This window comes from Synechococcus sp. CB0101, assembly GCF_000179235.2.
In the GTDB taxonomy this organism is placed as follows: Bacteria; Cyanobacteriota; Cyanobacteriia; order PCC-6307; family Cyanobiaceae; genus Vulcanococcus.
Genome location: NZ_CP039373.1, coordinates 506,493 through 525,424, shown reverse-complemented (window position 1 = coordinate 525,424; position 18,932 = coordinate 506,493). Strand labels below are relative to the sequence as shown.

General features: G+C 64.4%; 17 protein-coding genes. 4 read left to right on the top strand and 13 right to left on the bottom strand.

Translation table 11 applies throughout. The annotated features are described in order from the left end of the window. Positions 1 to 62: 62 nt before the first annotated feature. Positions 63 to 2,525, top strand: coding sequence for a phenylalanine--tRNA ligase subunit beta (gene pheT, locus CB0101_RS02875; RefSeq protein WP_010308441.1), 2,463 nt, complete (start codon positions 63 to 65; stop codon positions 2,523 to 2,525). A gap of 2 nt (positions 2,526 to 2,527) precedes the next feature. On the opposite strand, the gene rlmD is transcribed toward pheT, so the two are convergent. After that, positions 2,528 to 3,889 (bottom strand): 23S rRNA (uracil(1939)-C(5))-methyltransferase RlmD, encoded by a 1,362-nt coding sequence (rlmD, locus tag CB0101_RS02870; RefSeq protein ID WP_010308445.1) that lies wholly within the window; start codon positions 3,887 to 3,889, stop codon positions 2,528 to 2,530. A gap of 110 nt (positions 3,890 to 3,999) precedes the next feature. Here rlmD and CB0101_RS02865 point away from each other — a divergent pair, with 110 nt between their 5' ends. Then, a complete protein-coding gene (locus CB0101_RS02865; RefSeq protein WP_010308448.1) occupies positions 4,000 to 4,494 on the top strand; it encodes an allophycocyanin subunit alpha-B in 495 nt (164 codons plus the stop codon). A gap of 553 nt (positions 4,495 to 5,047) precedes the next feature. Here CB0101_RS02865 and CB0101_RS02860 read toward each other — a convergent pair. The 3 genes from CB0101_RS02860 to CB0101_RS02850 form a co-directional block, all read right to left on the bottom strand. Then, on the bottom strand, positions 5,048 to 5,584 hold the full coding sequence (locus CB0101_RS02860; protein WP_136643944.1) for a hypothetical protein: 537 nt from the start codon (positions 5,582 to 5,584) through the stop codon (positions 5,048 to 5,050). An 89-nt stretch (positions 5,585 to 5,673) separates the two neighbouring features. Beyond that, positions 5,674 to 6,828, bottom strand: coding sequence for a J domain-containing protein (locus CB0101_RS02855; RefSeq protein ID WP_010308456.1), 1,155 nt, complete (start codon positions 6,826 to 6,828; stop codon positions 5,674 to 5,676). 25 nt (positions 6,829 to 6,853) lie between these two features. Continuing rightward, positions 6,854 to 8,464 carry a DUF3370 family protein gene (locus tag CB0101_RS02850; RefSeq protein WP_010308460.1) on the bottom strand — a complete coding sequence of 537 codons (1,611 nt, stop codon included), beginning with the start codon at positions 8,462 to 8,464 and terminating at the stop codon, positions 6,854 to 6,856. A 205-nt stretch (positions 8,465 to 8,669) separates the two neighbouring features. Between CB0101_RS02850 and CB0101_RS02845 the strand changes: the two genes are divergently transcribed. After that, a complete protein-coding gene (locus CB0101_RS02845; RefSeq protein ID WP_010308462.1) occupies positions 8,670 to 8,852 on the top strand; it encodes a hypothetical protein in 183 nt (60 codons plus the stop codon). Here CB0101_RS02845 and CB0101_RS02840 read toward each other — a convergent pair. The 6 genes from CB0101_RS02840 to CB0101_RS02815 form a co-directional block, all read right to left on the bottom strand. Continuing rightward, positions 8,809 to 9,510, bottom strand: coding sequence for a sigma-70 family RNA polymerase sigma factor (locus CB0101_RS02840; RefSeq protein WP_010308465.1), 702 nt, complete (start codon positions 9,508 to 9,510; stop codon positions 8,809 to 8,811). The genes CB0101_RS02845 and CB0101_RS02840 overlap by 44 nt on opposite strands. A 69-nt stretch (positions 9,511 to 9,579) precedes the next feature. Further along, entirely contained in the window at positions 9,580 to 10,413 is an 834-nt protein-coding gene (locus tag CB0101_RS02835; RefSeq protein WP_010308473.1) for an ATP adenylyltransferase, read from the bottom strand. Next, complete coding sequence (locus tag CB0101_RS02830) at positions 10,413 to 11,441, bottom strand: SpoIID/LytB domain-containing protein (protein ID WP_136643943.1); 1,029 nt, start codon at positions 11,439 to 11,441, stop codon at positions 10,413 to 10,415. The genes CB0101_RS02835 and CB0101_RS02830 overlap by 1 nt, the downstream gene beginning before the upstream one ends. Then, entirely contained in the window at positions 11,369 to 12,250 is an 882-nt protein-coding gene (locus CB0101_RS02825) for a PhzF family phenazine biosynthesis protein (RefSeq protein WP_010308478.1), read from the bottom strand. Before CB0101_RS02825 ends, CB0101_RS02830 begins: the two co-directional genes overlap by 73 nt. Then, positions 12,250 to 13,176: an NAD(P)H-dependent glycerol-3-phosphate dehydrogenase gene (locus CB0101_RS02820; protein WP_010308481.1), complete on the bottom strand. Its 927-nt coding sequence runs from the start codon at positions 13,174 to 13,176 to the stop codon at positions 12,250 to 12,252. The genes CB0101_RS02825 and CB0101_RS02820 overlap by 1 nt, the downstream gene beginning before the upstream one ends. A gap of 7 nt (positions 13,177 to 13,183) precedes the next feature. Then, positions 13,184 to 13,567, bottom strand: coding sequence for a DUF2237 family protein (locus tag CB0101_RS02815; protein WP_029552952.1), 384 nt, complete (start codon positions 13,565 to 13,567; stop codon positions 13,184 to 13,186). 118 nt (positions 13,568 to 13,685) lie between these two features. On the opposite strand from CB0101_RS02815, the gene CB0101_RS02810 reads away from it, so the two are divergent. Next, positions 13,686 to 13,913: a hypothetical protein gene (locus CB0101_RS02810; RefSeq protein ID WP_010308489.1), complete on the top strand. Its 228-nt coding sequence runs from the start codon at positions 13,686 to 13,688 to the stop codon at positions 13,911 to 13,913. Between the two features lie 55 nt (positions 13,914 to 13,968). Here the strand turns inward: CB0101_RS02810 and CB0101_RS02805 are convergent, their stop codons facing one another. Genes CB0101_RS02805 through CB0101_RS02795 form a run of 3 tightly spaced genes read right to left on the bottom strand, consistent with a single transcriptional unit; the run spans position 13,969 to position 18,845 of the window. Further along, on the bottom strand, positions 13,969 to 14,244 hold the full coding sequence (locus CB0101_RS02805; protein ID WP_010308493.1) for a DUF4090 family protein: 276 nt from the start codon (positions 14,242 to 14,244) through the stop codon (positions 13,969 to 13,971). 45 nt (positions 14,245 to 14,289) lie between these two features. Next, positions 14,290 to 17,928 carry a methionine synthase gene (gene metH, locus CB0101_RS02800; RefSeq protein WP_010308496.1) on the bottom strand — a complete coding sequence of 1,213 codons (3,639 nt, stop codon included), beginning with the start codon at positions 17,926 to 17,928 and terminating at the stop codon, positions 14,290 to 14,292. Then, positions 17,928 to 18,845, bottom strand: coding sequence for a branched-chain amino acid transaminase (locus CB0101_RS02795; RefSeq protein ID WP_010308501.1), 918 nt, complete (start codon positions 18,843 to 18,845; stop codon positions 17,928 to 17,930). The genes metH and CB0101_RS02795 overlap by 1 nt, the downstream gene beginning before the upstream one ends. Positions 18,846 to 18,932: the final 87 nt, after the last annotated feature.

Sequence of the window (18,932 nt, the reverse complement as noted above, 5' to 3'; positions counted from 1 at the left end):
GTCGCCTGACCTCTCCTTCCAGGCCCGGTCTTTAGAGTCGGCCGATTGCGCACGGTTCTGACATGCGGGTCTCGCTCCAATGGCTGCAGGAGCTGGTGGCCTGCACGTTGCCCGTGGATGAGCTCGCCGAACGCTTGTCGGTGGCTGGCTTTGAAGTGGAAGAGATCGAAGATCTAGCTGCCCGTGCTGCCGGCGTGGTGGTGGGCCACGTGAACAGCCGCGAGCAACATCCCAACGCAGACAAGTTGAGTGTCTGCACCGTGGCCATTGGCGCCGCTGAACCGCTGCAGATTGTCTGTGGTGCCAAGAATGTGCGCGCTGGCATTCATGTGGCCGTCGCCACGGTGGGGTCGTACCTGCCGGCGGTGGATCTCACGATCAAACCGGCTGAGCTGCGCGGCGTGGCCAGCAGCGGCATGATCTGCTCCCTCTCCGAGCTGGGCCTGGCCGACAGTTCCGATGGGATCGTGATCCTCGATGAGGCCCTGGACAGCGTGCCTGCCTTGGGCACTCCCGTTGGCCCCTTGTTTGGCCTCGACGATCAAGTGCTCGAGCTGGCGATCACCGCCAACCGCCCCGATGGCCTGTCGATGCAGGGCATCGCCCGTGAGGTGGCCGCCCTCAGCGGAGCGGCCCTGAGCCTTCCCGCTGCGGCTCCGGCCATTCCCATGCAACCGCTGCCGGTGAGCGCATCGGTGCAGGAACGCATCGAAGCCGGCGGGTTGTTCAGCCTTACGGCACTCAACAACCTGCAGGTGGGTCCCTCTCCCCAGTGGCTGCAAAGCCGCTTGGAGCGCGCGGGTCTGCGGCCCATCAACAACGTGGTGGACATCACCAATCTGGTGATGCTCGAGTTCGGTCAACCCCTGCATGCTTTCGATGCCGCCAAGCTGGCTGGCTTGAGCGGCGGCAGCGCTGATCCCGCCCGCCTGGATCTGCGCAGCGGCCGCACCGGTGAAGCGTTCAAGGCACTCGATGTCAGCGAGCACAGCCTTAGCGAGGAAGCCTGGGTGGTGAGTTACGCCGATCAGGCTGTGGCCCTGGCGGGCGTGATCGGTGGCGACAACAGCTGTGTCGACGCCTCCACCACCAGCATTTGGCTGGAGGCGGCGATGTTCGCCCCGCAAACGGTGCGCCGCAGCTCCCGCAGCGTGGGTCTACGCACCGATGCCAGCAGCCGCTTTGAAAAGGGCCTCCCCCGTGAGGTGACCCTCAGCGCCGCTGATCGGGCGGTGCAACTCCTTCAGGAGCTCTGCTGTGCCCAGGTGGAGGGCCGCTGGGGCCATGAGCGCAGCGAAGCACCACGCCCAGCCCTGCAGCTGCGCAGCGATGCCCTGCACAACCTGCTGGGTCCGGTGGTGGATGCCAGCGGCGAGGAAGCCGACCTCCCTGACGCCGAGATCGAGCAGATCCTCACCGCCCTGGGCTGCCAGCTCAGCGCCGATGACGAAGGCTGGCAGGTGCAGGTGCCGCCCTCCCGCGCCATGGACCTGCAGCGCGAAGTGGATCTGATTGAAGAGGTGGCACGCCTGGTGGGTTACGACCGCTTCGCGAGTCATTTGCCCGACCCGATCGAACCCGGCGGCCTGAGCGATGTGCAGCAAGCCGAGCGTCGTTTGCGACGGATGCTGGTGGATGCCGGCTTGCAGGAAACCTGCAGCCTCTCCCTCGGTCCGGCCGAATCAGAGCGTCCGGGGGCTGATCCGAAGCGCCGCGTCGCCCTGGCCAATCCCCTGCTGGCTGATTACAGCCATCTGCGCGATAGCCTTGTTGATGAGCTACTGCAGGCGGCGCAACGCAATCTCCAGGCTGGCCGCAGCGGCTTCTGGGCCTTCGAGCTGGGCAATGTTTTTGATGCCACAGCCGCCGATGGCGGCCAAACCCTCCAGTTGGCGGGTGTGATCTGCGGGGCACGCCAGGCAGAGCTCTGGAGCAGCAGCGGCAAACCCCAGGCCCTCGATTACTTCCAGGCTCGCGGTGTGTTGCAGCAGGCCCTGGACAGCCTCAAGTTGCCTGTGGAGGATCGCCGGCTCAGCGATGAACCGCTGCTGCACCCTGGCCGCGCCGCCCAGCTCGCGGTGGAAGGGCGCCCAGGCGGTTGGTTCGGCCAGGTGCATCCCGAACTCGCCGAGCGCTACGACCTCCCCGCCGCCACCTACCTGTTCCAACTGGATGTGGCTCAGCTGCTCAGCGCCGCCACACGACGCAATCGCTGGCAGCCGGCCTTCGCGGCCTACGCCACCGTGCCGGCCTCCGAGCGTGACCTTGCCCTGGTGGTGCCGGCAACCACCGCTAGCGGTCAGTTACTGCAGGCGATTCGCAAGGCCGGTAAGCCCCTGCTCGAGCAGGCTGAACTGGTCGACCGCTACGAGGGCGAGCAGGTGGCAGCGGGGAGGTGCAGCCAGGCCTTCCGTCTTCGCTATCGCGATGCCAAGCGCACCCTCACCGACACCGAGGTGGATGGAGCCCACGAGAAGATCCGGGCTGCGCTGGAGAAGCAGTTCGGTGCCCAGCTGCGGGCCTGAGCTCAGTCGCGCTCCAGCAGAGCCAGGCACTCCACGTGGCTCGTCTGGGGGAAGAAATCCACGGGCTGGATTGGTCTGATCCGGTATCCCGCTTCACTCAGCAAGCCAAGATCTCGGGCCAGGGTGGCTGGATTGCAGCTGATGTAAGCGATCCGTCTGGGCGGTGCCTGCAGGATCGCGTCCATCACTTCGGGGGCCAGACCCTTTCGCGGTGGATCCACCAGCAACGCCTCCGCCCAGACCAGGTGTTCAGCCAACGAAGCCGCCACATCGGCTATCTCAAAACGCGCTGTGGGCAACGCGTTGCGCTCGGCATTGGCGCGGGCCTGCGCCACAGATGCGTGGTGCAACTCCAGGCCGAGCACATCCAAGCCCGCTGCAGCGAGGGGCAAGGAGAAGGTGCCGATGCCGCAGTAAGCCTCGAGCACCTGGGTGTTGGGTTGCTCGGAGAAAAAGTCCACCAGCAGCGGCACCACGCGCTCCGCCTGGGCGGTGTTCACCTGGAAAAACGTATCGGCACCGATGTGCAGCTCATGGCCGGCGAACCGCTCGAGAAGCCAGGAGCGGCCCGACACCTGATACGTGTCAGGCCCCAACACCACATTGGTGGCCTTCGGTTGGATGTTGAGGTTCACCCCCACCACCTCCGGCCAACGCTCCTGCCATTGCTGCGCCAACGCCTCCAGGCCAGGGAGATTGTTGTGGCTGCTGACGACCGTGATCAACACTTCACCGCTGTGGTGCCCCACCCGCAGCGACAGGTGACGAAGACCGCCGCCCTGACTCAAATTCACATCGACCGGCCAACGGGTGGCTTCCAGGTCGGCCTTGATCGGTTGAATCAGGCCATCGATGCGGGGATCGAGCACCGGGCAGCGATTCATGTTCACGATCTTGTGGCTGCCGCGCCGGTAGTAGCCAGCGCGCAGTTGCCCCTCCGGCGTGCGCTCCAATGGGATCAAGGCTCGGTTGCGGTACCCAAGCGGGCTAGCGGCCTGCAGGATCGGCAAGACCTCCACCTTCAATTGCGCCAGTCGTTTCAGGGCCTGGCGCACGAGGTCTGTTTTCAGGTCGGCCTGGGCCGGGTCACTGCAGTGCTGGAGCGAACAGCCCCCGCAGCGCTCCACCAGGATGCAAGGGGGCTTGCGCCGATCAGGCGATGGGTCTTCGACCCCTACCAACTCGGCCTCCAGGTGCCGCTTGGCCTGACGCCGCAGCCGGGCCACGACCCGTTCACCGGGGAGCGCGCCAGGCACAAAGACGGCCAGCTCGTCCAATCGACCCACACCCTGGCCTTCATGGCCGAGCCCGTGGATCGTGACCTCAAAGGTTTGTCCCAGCCGCAGTGCTGTTGTGGTTGCCATGGCACGCGCCGGTTCCTGTCTTCGACCCTATCGGTGCGTAAACACCTGGGCTCTCAACGGCAGATGGGGTCTTCAGTCTCGATAAGATCGGCGGGCACCAGGTGGTTTCGATGAGCGTCGTACGCGATCTGATCCTGCAGGCAGACGATCAGCTCCGCTATCCCACCGGCGGTGAGCTTCGCTCGATGGTGGATTTCCTCTCCACCGGCGCCAGCCGCATGGCGGTGGTACGGGCCCTCACCGAGAACGAGAAAAAGATCGTTGACGAGGCCGCCAAGCAGCTGTTCAGCCGCAAGCCCGAATATGTGGCCCCCGGCGGCAATGCCTATGGCCAGAAGCAGCGCGCCCAGTGCCTGCGTGATTTCGGCTGGTATCTGCGCCTGGTGACCTACGGCGTCCTCGCCGGCAGCACCGAAATGATCCAGAAGATCGGCCTGGAAGGTGCCCGCGAGATGTACAACAGCCTCGGCGTCCCCATGCCCGGCATGGTGGAGTCGATGCGCTGCCTGAAGGAGGCCTCCCTAGTTCTCCTCAACAACGACGACGCAGCCCTGGCCGCGCCCTACTTCGATTTCCTGATCCAGGGCATGCAGACCCCCTGCTGATCCATCGGCTTCATTTCAATTGGCCCATCGCCGGCACAGAGTTGCCGGCTTTTTTGCGACCAATGACTCTCTAGGGTCCTAGATCTGTCTCGCCATGCGTCCCATTCAAAGTCCTGAATGGGATATGTGTGGATATTCGTTTGTGGACGCCTCGTCTCGGGAATGCAACCCCCTCCTCGATCCGCCATCCCAGCGCAACGTCGGCGCAAAAACCCTTGACACACAGTCCACATCCAGGCTGCGCTGCGCAGGCGTCATGTGATGTGTCGGTGCGATTCGATGCGCGAGTCTGCCGATGTCCGATTGCACATGGAATGGTGGAGCGACTCACAAGCGCGTCCTATATTTCCAATATGTGACCCAATGCCGGTCTTGCAGCTAGACAGGGACGGGACCCATGTGTGTATCCCGGTCGATCTGCGCAAGCCGGGCAAGTCTCGCGACGTGGCGTGAAACTTCCGTCAGCTTCGATCGCCACCTACCTGCCAAGGTCATCTGCTCAGGCGATCCAATAAAGAGGCCCGAGGCCCTCGTCCAATCCGCGTACCTGTGTCTACAGCAGGTGCGCAGCTTTTCTGATCTTGATATCGCAATGGCTCTCGGCTGGTCCACCGATCGTGGACAAGGTCAATCGAACGATGGACACCGTCGGTCGTGAGCCTGCGTCCTGCGGGTGGGTCGCCAGTACGGACGGATGACGAACGTCCTCCATCAGGCCGATGAGCACCAAGGCCTGCATGAATGCCGTTCTCCTTTTGCTGACCCGATGGGGCAATGACCAATGCCCGCGATTCTGCAGATAGAAATCACGAAAAAGTGCGGAGTGAAGAGAATGGCTGGCACGCTCGAATGGGATGTGAAAATCAGGCGATTCGCCGACGATGTGCGACAGGTGTGTCTCGCCATGTTGATGGTGCTGATCTCGAATGGCTCGGGTCAGCGATGCACCCCTGCGGCGAGCCCAAGCGTGTCCTGCGGGTCCCAATCCGATCTTGTCACTGGACCTGGTATCGGACTGGGATGAGACCAGTGGAGCAAGACAGCTAAAGCCGCACAAAGCATCGGCTATCGATCCGGTGCGAACTCGCATGGTCCAGTCAAACGTCTTCTTGGCCGGCGTCGGTTATCCCAACCTGGAGGCAGCACGCGACCGAGGCCTGGACTCAAGCGGGACAGGTGCTACGCAGCTTGCCGATAGCGTTCTTTGAGGAATTGATAGGCCTCGTTGAGGCGGCGCATTGCATCAGCGGAACCACCTGCATCCGGATGGTGGCTCTGGGCTTGTTCCCGGTAGGCCTCACGAATTTCTTTGAGGGTGTAGGGCCGATCAGCAATGGTGGGCAACTGCAGCAAGCGCAGGGCGCCGTGCACGGTCATCGATTGGTCGATGGCATCGAACGAGGGGTGTCGCTTTTGGCGGCTGCGCTGCCGTTGCACAAAGCGCGTAATCAAGGTGGGGACCCGCATGGCCAAGCTGTTGGCCCCGAAGGGGTCTTCCAGGATCCCGGCAGCGGTGATCACACGCTCAAGGCTTGGATCGCCAACAACCCACCCCGGCGCGAACGACAGCAGTACCTGTTGTGCCAATCCCCAGCTAAAGGGGCGCCCATCACTGTGGTCGGACTGGGGCCAAATGTCTCGCGCCAACCAGGTCAGGGCGGCGTCCTGAGCGGCTTCGCTGGGCGGCGTTCCGTAGATCTCAAGCCAATGCTGCTGAGCGCGGTCAAGCGCCTCATGCAAGGCATCGGCTGGGATCAGGGCGAGGGTGCTCGGGCGTTCTTCTGCTGGGGGCTTCGCTTGCTCGGCGAGGCTTCGCTTCACCGCCTGGGCCTGACGCCGGACAAAGCCGGGTAACTGAATGCCAATGGCAGGCGTTGGCGAGCTCGACCTACTAGTCGCAGCTGTTCCTGATGAGACCCGGCCCGCGTCTCGCACTGCGACAGAGCTGGATCCGATGAGAACAATGGCCGTGTTCTCGTCGAGCTCGCCATAGCCGTTGGGATGGATCGCTCCTGGCTCTGCCTCGAGCACGGCCGAGTCCTTGGCGCTGGCGGTCGAGGGATCCAGCTCGGGATTGGCGGTCTCAAGGGGAGACGTGGAACGTTGTTCCAGCTCGGCTGCCCGATCCTCTGCAGACGCTGTCGACTCGGATGCCAATTCCTCAACGGCACCGCTGTCGTCGTCGAGGTCTGGAACCAGCTCCCTGAGCAACTGTTCCACGATGAGCCCGCGATTGCGGAAACCCATCTGCGACTTCAGTCCATCGATCCAGCCCAGCAGATCGGCGCTGAGTTCCAGGGTGATGCGCCGCTTATCGGATCCGCTCTCCCCCACGCCCAGGTGCTGATGCCCCTAGAGGTTATCGGCCCATCAGGGAATTCATCAGTTGCTGCTGAGCCTGAACCGCCTGCTGGTAGCGCTCCATCAAGCTCTGGCTCATTCGGGTTGGTGTGATCACCGCTGGTGGCAGCCCCTGCATGCTCGGTACGGGCGGGAGCGGTTGCATCCAACCAGGGGTTGCTACCACAGCGGGAGCCTGAGGTTTCGCCTTCGCAGCGACACGTGCTGGTGCCGGTTTGGCTGGCGGTTTGGCTGCGGCGACTGGTTTCGCTGGCGCTGGGGCGTTGGCTACAGGTGGGGCCGCTGGCGCAGGCTTGGGCTTGTTCGCCTGGGCGGCCGAGATCATTTGCTCCCGCTGTCGCAGCTGCGCGAGCTGTTGATCCGGCACCACGCTGAGGAGGTGGCCAGGTGTGGCGTCAGCCGGATAGACCAGGCTCACTTTCACCGGGTTGTTCTGCCCCGGTTTGAGATTCAGCGATGCAATGGGCAGACTCTGGCCGGAGCGCATCCCCACGTGAACCTCGCGGTAGCCCTCATCGGTTTTGATACCGATCGAGCCACGGAACGCGGTGAACGGTTTGCCGTTAGGTGTGGGATGGCTGAACACCAACTGATGGGGGCCCGCTCCTTGCAGATTCAGCTGCACGTCGAAGCGAACGCCATAGGTCCCCACGTTGTCGAGAGATGAATCGACCATCCGCGACGCCAGCTGATTCACCTGCACTTCGCGGGTGCCGAAGTGGTGGCGATTGGTACTGGTCAGCGGCACGTGCAGCGCGCCTTGGCTGAGGTCGTGGCTGAGGCTGGCCGTGTAGGCGTCGCCAAGGGCAACGCCTCCCACCCGCGAGAACACGGTGCCGTCTTGGATCTGGCGAATGCGGCTGAGGTAAATCCGGCCTGGTGCGAGCCGTCTGCTGTCGAGCACCGCGAGGATGTCGGCGTCGCTCTGCGGATCACGGGCGGCGACCACGGCCATCTGGAACGGACCATCACTGCGACCGCGCAGCAATCCATTGGCGATGCCCAGGGCCGGTAAGGCTGTGCTGAACAGCACGATCCGGCTATGGGGCGGAATCGTGATCTCGTCCTCGAGCTTTCGGTCGAGTTGACCGCGCAACATCTGCACGGCGGTGGCATCACCGGGGCCCGTGTTCCAGGGACGCGGGCCGAGTGGCTTCACCCCCATCAGGTTGTTGGCCAGATAGGGCGCCTCGAAGCTGTTACGCACCGCACCCTTCTTGAATCGGATGTGGACGGGCCGAGAGCCTGGATTGATCAGGATCGTGGCCAGAGTGAGCTCACCGCGGCGGCCGTTGCTGCCCCGAATGCGGCTGCGATCCTCGGGGTAATACTTGTGGTGGACGTGCAGGCCGAACTCACCATTGAAGGTGTAGGCGGCGTTGGCCAAAGGCTGGTTTGTTTCGGCCGCAATCGCTGAACCGGGGCGGGTGTCCACCAGGATTCCGGGGCCGAGAACCTCTTCGGGCTGGTTGGAGTGCAGCACAGGCACGTTGTTGAACGTGCCGCCCAAGGGGCGCGCTGTTTGACCGGCCATCAGAGCCACGTAGGCCTGAGAGGGCACGGGCGCCACGATCACGCTGCCCAGCAGCGCCAGAAACAGAACCTTCATCGGAGCTCTGGGACCCACTGCTCTCACCCTGCGATCAGAACGGCCAGAGGTGGCCAAGGGTTCCGAATTGCTTTAGCTCTGTCGGCATGAAAATCAGTCAAAGCAAGGGGTTCTGGCCTCTGAGATGAGGCAATGCAGCCCTGTCGATCCATTCCCGCGGTCGGACCTGTCGACCGCTAGAACAACAACTGGTCCCTATTTTCCCATGTTCCCGCCATTCTTTGGCTGCGGAGACAGCACCGACCCCAAGCAGTGCCGCCGCCGTCACCAGGAGCGCAAGCTTCACACCCTCACCTTCTGGCGGGACGGACTGGAGCGCCAGCTGGCGGCGATCAATGCCGCCATCAGCACCCTGGAGCGCCAGATGCAGGACTCAGCTGACGCCTGAGTTCAGCCAACCCCTGATGCAACACCCGGTGCACGGTGGCTGCGCTGATCCCGAGGCGCTCGGCCACCGTGCGCAGGGTCTGGCCCTGCAGCACCACCGCTTCCACCACCTGTCGCTGGCGCCGTTCCAGCTGGCTCAGAGCGGCCAGCACCGTTTCAGACTCAATCTCTTGGTTTGCATCCTCGATCCGATCGACCGGCGGATTGGCCCAGCAGTTCGTTGAGTTGGCCTGCACCTCCTGCAACCGCCAAGGGGGCAATAACTGAACCGATTGCAAACAGCGCAAGCTCTCGAGCTCACCCTGCCGAGAGTCATGGCTCGCCTGCTGGCTCACGGCCGCCGATCCGCACTGGCGGCTCAGCTGAAACGCCCGCTCCTGCAACCGCCTCGAGAGGCGAAGCAATGGCGCCACGTCGCGCAGGTAATGCAGCACCGCCCCGCGGATGTGGGGCCTGGCAAAGGCGGCGAAGGGCACGGCGCTCCGATCGTCGTAGCGCTCGGCAGCGCGGATCAAACCCAGTGCTCCCACCTGTTGCAGGTCATCGCGGCGCTCCGCCGTGCAGGCGGCGTAATGGTTGGCGACCCGGCGCACCAGAAACAGATGCTCAGCAACCTGCCGGTTGCGGGTGGCGATCGGGTCAGCTCGACGGCGGGCCATGGTGTGGTGGCTGTGGCTCTCTCAGCCAAAGAGCGGTCGCCCGGCGCGCGCATCCGGGAAACCACGCAATCAGCGGCTACTTCCAGCCACGGCCGCGAGCAACGCCATTGGGCCGTGCTGCTGCAGCCAGGCCGTATCGGATTCCGGCGTGATTAACAAACAGCCGGCAAAGCCCAGGGCATTGATGCTCATCCCAGCCCAGTGCTCCCGGGTGCGAACCACGGTCATGAACCAGTTGGGCTCGAGGATCAAGTTGTAAGGGTGTTGCGGCTGCGGCTGCTGGTGAGGAGCACCGAGCCCTAACTCCGATTGGTGGCGGTGGTAAAGCTCCAGTAACTCCGCAGCGGCGTCCCCCGTACCGGCATGGAGGCGTGGGCTGAGGCGGTAGTTCCAGGGCCACGCTTGCTGTTGGCCCTGCAGTTGCTCGACGCAGGCGGCAGCTAAGGGGCAACTCGGCTCCGAAGCCTGGCGCGGTAACAGCTGCAGGTGGCGGTGCGGTTGGCTGGCGCCGGCGGCGGCGCAGCTGTTGAAAAACCACAGCCCGGGCGTATCCGCCTCCACCGCTGCTAGGGCCTGCCAGTCCAACGGCGAGAGCCAACCCGATTGGGGTTGCCAGCGCTGGGGGATCAGCAGCACATGGCCGCGTTGCACGGGGAATTTGTTGAGGATCAGCACATGCTCACGGCTCAGACACGCCACCTCCAACGCCGGATCCCAGGGCAAAAAGGGATTCGGCTTCGGCCCTGCACTGCGCAGATGTTTGGGTGTCTCGGAGAGCAGCCGCCGCAACACAAACGGCTCACAGCCAGCCAGCGGCACCACTTCGGTCTCGAGGGGCACCAGGGCACCGCAACGCTCCGCCTGCAGCGACCGCTCCAGGGCTGCGTCCAGGAACTGGCCCATCAGCCCGTGCCCTGACGCAAGCGGGCCAGGGAAGCCCCTCGGTAGTAGTGGCCAAGGATTTGGTTGTAGCGCTGGCCGCTGCTCGCCAGCTCCTGGGCACCGTGCTGGCTCATCGAAGCTCCCAGGTGGCCATGGGCCTCGAGGCTGATGGCGCTGGTGGCGGCGTACAGGCTTTCCACAATCCCGCCTTGATAACTGAGGATCAAGCCGCGCGTGTCCGCCGCTGCCTGACGCGTGCGTGCATGGCTGCTGGCGAGGCCGCGATAGGCCTGCCAGCGGGTGGTGTTGCCCAGATGCCAATGGCGGCTCGCCGGACGGGCCATGTGGGCCAAGGCATAAGAGCGAGCCGCCACGGCCTGGGCCTTGAGCGCTTCCAGATTCCAGGAACTTGGCATCTCCCCCCCCACCACTGAAGCCACATAGGCCTCCAGAGGCAGGTGGTTCACCGCTAGCAAGCCTCCGGTGTCTCGCAACAGCCGTAAGCGCCCGTCGTAGGCCTGCCCGTTCACCTGAACGGCATGGCCGGCACTGGTTTCGAGCCAAAGCTCGGCTGGCAGGAGATCACCGGAACGCAGGCCTGTGCTCTCGCCTGCAGTGCCCTGTCGCAGCACACTGCCGTCGGCACGTCTCAACCACCAGGGGCCTGTGGCCGATAGCTGCAGCTGATCGGCCTCACGCACAACGGCCACGCGGATCTCGAGTTCGAGGGGTGTGCCCTGGGCGGGTTCTGCCAAGGCCAAGCTCCCCTGTGCTGCCCCCATCCGCTCAGCCGCCACGCCTTGCAGGTCTTCTCCGGCGGAGGCCTTCGGTACAGCGTGCGGCGGAGGGCTGGCCAACATCGCCTCCAGCAAGGGCCCATTCACCCCTGAACTGCCTGGCAGCACCGCCTGGGCCCAAAACCCCAGGCCCATCGCCCCGAGACCCACGGGGGCTCCCACGATCCAGCGGCGCCAATTCACAGCCGCACGGCCCGCTGCCAGTCGTCCGGATCGCAGCCAGCACCGGAGCTGTTGATCTGTCCGTCCCATAGAAGCTGAGCGGCGCCTGTCAACCGAACCCAACCGGGGCCGGCGGCCTCGCAGAGCATTCCACCATGGCGCTCAGAGGGTTGCCAGCCGCGCACCTGGTTTCGTTGCAGCTGCTCCATCCACCAAGGCGCCACCAGGGCATGGGCTGAACCCGTGACCGAGTCTTCCTCAATCCCCAGCCCTGGAGCAAAAAACCGCAACTGGTAGTCGCATGGGGCACCCATCAGCGCAGGCCCTTCGTTGGGGAGCGGCTGCATCAGCACCAGCCCCATTCGATCCTGACCCTCCAGCCCCGCTGAAGGGCAAGCCAGCGTCGCCAAGGGAGCCGTGGGTTGCAGCAACGCCACGCGATAGCCGAGCGATGAGCCCCAGTAGTGCTCGATGCGTTGCCCGAGCAGCGTCTCCAGCGCCTGGGGTACCGGCAAGGGCTCGAGCCCAGCACTGGGCAATGTCAGGTGGGCGGCACCAGGCCGTTGGCCATCCAAGCCAACCTGCAGCGCTCCACTGCGGCTGGCCAGGGGGATGGTGTCACCAGGTTGGAGGCAGCCCCAGTGGGCCAACGCCAGGGTGGCGGCCAAGGTGGCGTGGCCGCAGAGGGGCACTTCACAGCTGGGAGTGAACCAGCGCAACTGCCAGCCGCCGGTTGCCTCGCGGTGCAGAAACGCCGTTTCCGATTGTTTGAAGCTGCCCGCAAGCCGTTGCATCCACGTCGCCGTGGCCGGTTGATCCAGCCAGACCACTGCAGCGCCATTGCCCTGCAGCGGCTCATCGGTGAACGCCTCAACAAGGAGTGCGGGGCGGGTGCTCATCAGGAGAAGGCCAAGTGTTCTTGGCGAAGACCACGCCCCATCAGTTGTCGCACGGCCGCCTCAGGCGGAAGTGCACCCGCCATCAAGGCACCCACCTGCTCACAGATCGGCAAATGCCAGCCATGGCGCTCCGCCAGGGCCAGCACTGCGCGGGTGGTTTGCGCCCCCTCCACCGTGGCGCCGACGCGGGCCAGGGCCGCATCGCGATCGAGCCCCTCCGCCAGGGCCAGGCCAAAGCGGTAGTTGCGGCTCAGCGCACTGTTGGCAGTGGCCAGCAGATCCCCCAAGCCCGCTAGGCCGTAGAGGCTGGGGGCCTCGCCGCCCAACCCCTGAATCACGACGCCCATCTCCACCAGACCGCGGCACAGCAGGGAGGCCTTGGCATTGGCACCCAGAGCCAGGCCATCACAAATGCCTGCCGCGATCGCCATCACGTTCTTAAGGGCGCCGGCCACCTCGGTTCCCACCGGATCGCCATTGGTATAGAGCCGGAGCCGATCCGAGCTGAGGGATTGCTGCAATTGCGCCACCAAGGCCTGGTCACGGCTGGCGAGCACGCTGGCGGCAGGCAGGCCAGCGGCCAGCTCCGTGGCCAGGTTGGGGCCGCTGAGCACCACCAGAGGCACATCAGGGATCTGCTGCTGCCACAGCTGGCTGGGGGTGCATTGCTGATCGAGATCGATTCCTTTGCTGCAGCTGAGCAGGGGGACACCAGCGGGCCAATCGGGGGCCAGTTGAGCCGCCAGCTGCCGCACACCCTGGAGGGCGGTGGCCATCACCACCAACTCGGCATCGTCCAGGAGGCCGCGAGGATCACCACCCTCACGCCGGCTCCAGCCCTTCACCCGATGGCCCTGCTCCTCGAACAGGCCAGCCAGGGTGGAGCCCCAGGCCCCCAGACCGATCACCGCGATGCGCAGGCTCATCGCGCCATCATGCGGCAGGGCTGGCGTGCTGTTGCAAGACCTCCAGGGGGATCACCTCGAGAGCGCTCTGCTCACAGGCTTCCAGCCGCACCGGAGGGGCCATGCCGTCTTCATAGGCCTCCAACCAACGGCCGGCGCAAACGCACCAGTGATCTCCCGGCTTGAGCCCGGGGAAGCCGTACTGGGGCATCGGGGTGCTGAGGTCGTTGCCCTGAGCTCGTGTGTAGGAGAGGAAGCGTTCATCCACCACGCAACACACCGTGTGGCGGCCCAGATCGGCGCCATCGGTGCGGCAGAAGCCATCGCGATACCAACCGGTCATGGGCTGGCAACCGCAAACCTCCAACGGTTGCCCCAACACGTTCAAGGCCACTGAATCGGCGGTGGTCACAGGGGTGAACAACACTCTGGGGAGCCGCAGTCTGACGACGGAGTGGCACAAATCGCGATCAGACAGTTGACGGACCCTGGGGGGCAGGCGTTAAAGGTCATTCAGCAGACCCCCCTATATGAGCTGGGACTTCACCGAAGACGGCGCCTTCCTGGCCCTGTGCGATGCCTTCAAGGAAAGCGGCGAGAGCTCGGCGATCGAGTTCCTGGCCAATGGGGAAGGTGCGTTCCACTTCCAGGAGCTGGCTCAGAATGCCGCCGGAGAAGGCATCGATCTCTCCGACTCCACTGATCTGGAGGAGTTCCAGCAGGAAGTGATCGAAACCATGGAAGATCTCTGCAGCTGAGCGCCTGCGGCGCGGGGACTGGTCTGATCCCCAGCCGCCGCAGCGCTACGCCGGATCAGGCGCCGTAGAAAAAGGCGATTTCCTTGTCCTTCAAACCTTCCCAGCCGGCGGCCTTGAGGCGCGCATCGAGGGTTTGCTGGTCGAAATGCTTGGAGCCGGTCTTCACGATGCGATTGCGCATCGACTTCTTCACGCCGCTGCGGGCGCGCTGGCTTTCCAGGTCCATCACCTCGTTGTAGAGGCTGAGCATCTCGGTGGGGATGGGGGTGCCATCGAGATCGAGGCCTGCAGCGATCGCGTCATCAACGCCGCCGGGTCCGGCAATGGCCATGCAGAGAGAAAGGTCTAGGCCCGCCGAGGCTAGGCGGACCCTGATTCAGGCCGAGAAGTAGCGGGCCTGGCTGTGCAGGGCCACCAGGGCCGTGGTGCTCTGTTCCGGCTCCAGCTGATCGCTTTCATCCATCGACAAGCCGATGCGCTCACTCCCCAGCCAGGCGAGCTGCTGGCGTGAATCAGCCACGTTGGGGCAGGCCGGGTAGCCGAAGGAATAACGGCTGCCGCGGTAACGCTGCGCCAACACGTCGCGCAGGGGCATGCCTTCGGGGTCGGTGAAGCCGAGTTCGGAGCGAATGCGTGCGTGGGTCCATTCCGCAAGGGCCTCGGCCATCTGCACACCCAGGCCATGGAAGTAGAGGTAATCGCTGTACTGATCGCCCTTGAACAGCTCCTGGGCAAAGGCCGTGGCCTTCTCACCCATGGTGACGGCCTGCATCGGCAGCACGTCAGTGGGTTCACCGCCAGCGAGATCGGTGTAGAAGTCAGCGATGCAGTAGCGGTTGCCAGCGCGTTGGCGGGGCAGGGCGAAGCGGCCAAGCTCCCGCGAGCGCTGCTCGGGATCAAACACCACCACGCTGTTGCCCTCGCGGCCACAGGGGAAGTAGCCATAGGCCACGCGCGGGGTGAGTAGCTGGTCCTCAAGGCAGCGCGCCATCCACTGCTGCAGCACCGGCTCGGCCTTCTCGGCCAGCATCGCTTCGTAGTCGTCGCGGGATTGCCCCTGCGCCTTGCGCAATTGCCATTGGCCGGCAAAGAGGGCATTGCGATCGAGATAGGCGAACACCGCCTCCAAGGGGATGTCGGCCTCCGTGAGCACTCGGCTGCCCCAGAAGGGTGGGGTGAGCGCCGGTTCTTCCGGCACCGCATCCGAGCGGTGATCGTTGGGTGTGGCCGGAGCGCTGGCTGTTGCGGAGCTCGCTTCGCTGTCGGGAGCCGCTTCGGCTCCCGTTCCGGCCGGTTTATCACCAGCCTTGGCGTCCGAAGCGGCCTCGAGTCCGAGGCCCTCGGGAGCACCGGCGAGGAAGCCCTGCTGGTTTTCCCACTGATCCGCCTGCTTCGCGGCCACGTAGGCATCCATGAAGCGCAGGTCGGCAAAGGCATCGCGGCCGTAGATCACCTGACCGCGGTACACCTCGCGGCAGTCCTTGTTCACGAAGCGCGGGGTGAGCGCGGCGCCGCCGAGGATCACCGGTACATCGATCCCGGCCTCGTTGAAGGCGGCAAGGTTGTCCTTCATGAAAGCGGTCGACTTCACCAGCAGCCCGCTCATGGCGATGCAGTCGGCGTGATGGGTGCGCTGGGCCTCGATGATCGCCTCCACCGGCTGCTTGATGCCGAGGTTGATCACCTCGTAGCCGTTGTTGGTGAGGATGATGTCGACCAGGTTTTTGCCGATGTCGTGCACATCGCCCTTCACCGTGGCGATCAGGAACTTGGCCTTGGCGGAGCTTTCGCCTTCCACCTTGTCCATCAACGGCTCGAGGAAAGCCACGGCCGACTTCATCGTTTCGGCGCTCTGGAGCACGAAGGGCAGCTGCATCTGACCGGAGCCAAACAGCTCGCCCACCACCTTCATGCCATCCAGCAGGAAGGTGTTGATGATCTCCAGTGGCTTGTAGGTGTCGAGCGCGATCTTGAGGGCGTCTTCCAGGCCGATCCGCTCGCCATCAATGATGTGCTGCTTGAGCCGCTCCTCGATCGGCAGATCGCTCAGCTGAGGCCCTGAGGCGCGGGCCTCCTTTGCACTCACCCCCTCAAACAGCTTGGTGAGCTCTGTGAGCGGGTCGTAGATGCACACGCCGTTATCGAAACGGCGGTTGTCGTTGATCAGGTCACGGCACACCTGCTGGTGTTCCTCGCTGATCTTCACCAGCGGCAGGATCTTGGCCGGGCTCACGATCGCCGCATCCATGCCGGCTTCGCAGCAGTCGTGCAGGAACACGGAATTGAGCACGATCCGTGCCGCCGGCGACAGGCCGAAGCTCACGTTGCTCACGCCAAGCACCACGTGGACGCCGGGCAGGTTCTGGCGGATCATCCGGATCGCCTCCACCGTGGCCAGGCCGTTCTCCCGGTCTTCCTCGATGCCGGTTGAGATCGGCAGCGCTAGGGGGTCGTAGAAGATCTCATGGGCCGGGATGCCGAATTCCAGGGCATCGCGGTAGGCGCGCTGGGCAATGGCGAATTTGCGCTCCGCCGTGCGGGCCATGCCCTCTTCGTCGATCGTGCCCACCACCACAGCGGCGCCGTAATCACGGGCCAGCTCCAGCACCTTGAAGAAGCGCTCATCGCCGTCTTCGTAGTTGGTGGAGTTGAGGATGCACTTGCCGCCGGCCACTTTCAGGCCGGATTCCATCTTTTGCCACTCGGTGGAATCGAGCATCAGCGGCAGGTTCACGTTGGTGACCAAACGACTCACCAACTCGCGCATGTCGCGCTCGCCATCGCGACCCACATAGTCGACGTTCACATCGAGCACGTGGGCGTTCTCCTTCACCTGGCCCCGGGCCACGGCTACCAGGCCATCCCAGTCTTCTTCGGCCAGCAGCTCGCGCACCTTCTTGGAGCCGCTGGCATTCAGCCGCTCACCAATGATCAGAAACGAGTTGTCCTGCAGATAGGGCGTGGTGCCATAGATCGAGCTGGCGCTGGGCTCATAGGCCAGGGCCGGGCGGGGATCCTGCTTGCTCGCACGCAGCTCAGGTGTGCGCACCTGGCGCGCTGCGGGCTTGAGTTCTGCCGCCAGTTCCGCCAACGCACCGATGTGGGCGGGTGTGGTGCCGCAGCAGCCGCCGATCACCTGCACGCCGAGGTCCTCGACGAAGTGCATCAGCTGCATCTTCATCTCAACCGGCGTCAACCGGTAGTGGGCCACACCGCCGATGTTCTCCGGTAGGCCTGCGTTGGGGATGCAGCTGACCACGAAGGGGCTGTGTTCGCTGAGGTAGCGCACGTGCTCCTTCATCTGCTCCGGGCCCGTGGCGCAGTTCAGACCAAGCACGTCAATCGGGAACGGCTCGAGAATTGCCACCACAGCGGCAATATCCGAGCCCACCAGCATCGTGCCGGTGGTTTCCATCGTCACGCTCACCATCAGCGGCCGCCGTTGGCCGGTTTTGCTGAAGGCCTGCTCGATCCCCTGCAGGGCTGCCTTGATCTGCAGCACGTCTTGGCAGGTTTCGACGATAAACAGATCCACATCGCCGGCGATCAGGCCCTCGGCCTGCTCAGCGAAGGCATCGCGAAGCTCATCGAAGCCGATGTGCCCCAAGGTGGGCAGCTTGGTGGTGGGCCCCATCGAGCCGGCCACAAAGCGGGGTTTGTCGGGGGTGCTGTAAGCGTCGGCCATTTCCCGGGCCAGTTCCGCGGCGCGCTTGTTGATGGCGAAGGCCTGGTCCTGCAGGTCGTATTCCGCCAACACCGTTGAAGCGGCTCCAAACGTGTCGGTTTCGATCACATCGCAGCCCACCTCGAGGAACTGACGGTGCACGTCCTGCACCGCATCCGGGCGGGTAAACACCAGGTTCTCGTTGCAGCCCTCCAGGGCCGCGCCGCCGAAATCCTCGGCGGTGAGATTCATCTGTTGCAGCGAGGTGCCCGTGGCACCGTCGAACACAAGCACCGGGTGGTCGGGGCTGTGGAGGCGTTCGAGGAAACCGATCCGTTGGGTGGCCAGCATCAACCGTTCAGACGCACGCGGGTGACCCAGTGATCGAAGGCGGGATCGCGGCCTTCGGTAATAGCGGTGATGCGATCGCGGATGGCGTTCATCACGGGCCGCTCACTGCTGAGGTCGGTGTTTTCCACCCGGCGCACCGGGGTGACCTTGGCGGCGGTGCCGCTGAGGAACACCTCATCGGCGATGAACAGCTCGCTCTTGTCCACCGGGCGCTCCAGGGTGGGAATGCCCATGGTCTTAGCCAGTTCGAGCACACTGGCGCGGGTGATGCCCTCGAGGATGTCTTGATCGACGCCGGGGGTGATCAGCACGCCATCGCGCACGATGAACAGGTTCATGCCGCTGGCTTCACTCACCTTGCCGCGGCTGTTGAGCAGCAACGCTTCATCGAAGCCGCTCTTCACCGCTTCCGTCTTGGCCAGGGAGCTGGTGATATACGCGCCGCTGATCTTGCCGCGCAGGGGCAGGGAGCGATCTTCCTGGCGGGTCCAGGAGCTGATGCGGCAGCTCACGCCCTCCGGGGAGAGGTAGTCACCGAGCTCGAGGCCATAGATCAGAAAGTCGGTCTCGATGTTGTGCAGGCGTGGCGCAATGCCCAGGTCGCTCGTGTACACGAACGGCCGCAGATACACCGGACAGGTGGGTTTGTTGGCCTGCAGGAATTGGTGGATCGCGCTGTGAATCGTGTCTTCACTCAGCTCGGTGAGCAGCAACCGTGCGCTCTGGCTGAGCCTCCGCGCGTGGCGATCAGCCCGAAAGAGCAGGATCTCGTTCGGATCGGAAGGGTTGGGCAGGGCCCGCATTCCACCAAACGCACCCGTGCCGTAATGCAGGGCGTGGGTAGCCACCGACAGCGTTGCTTCAGCGAAGGGAACGCACTTGCCACCGAACCAGGCGTAGGGCAAAAACTGATGCATGGGTCGGTGGGGCGGCGCGGCCACTGCTGACGGTGATCTTCTCATCGGCAGGGTCCTGACTGTGGACGACCCGCGCCCGACAAGATG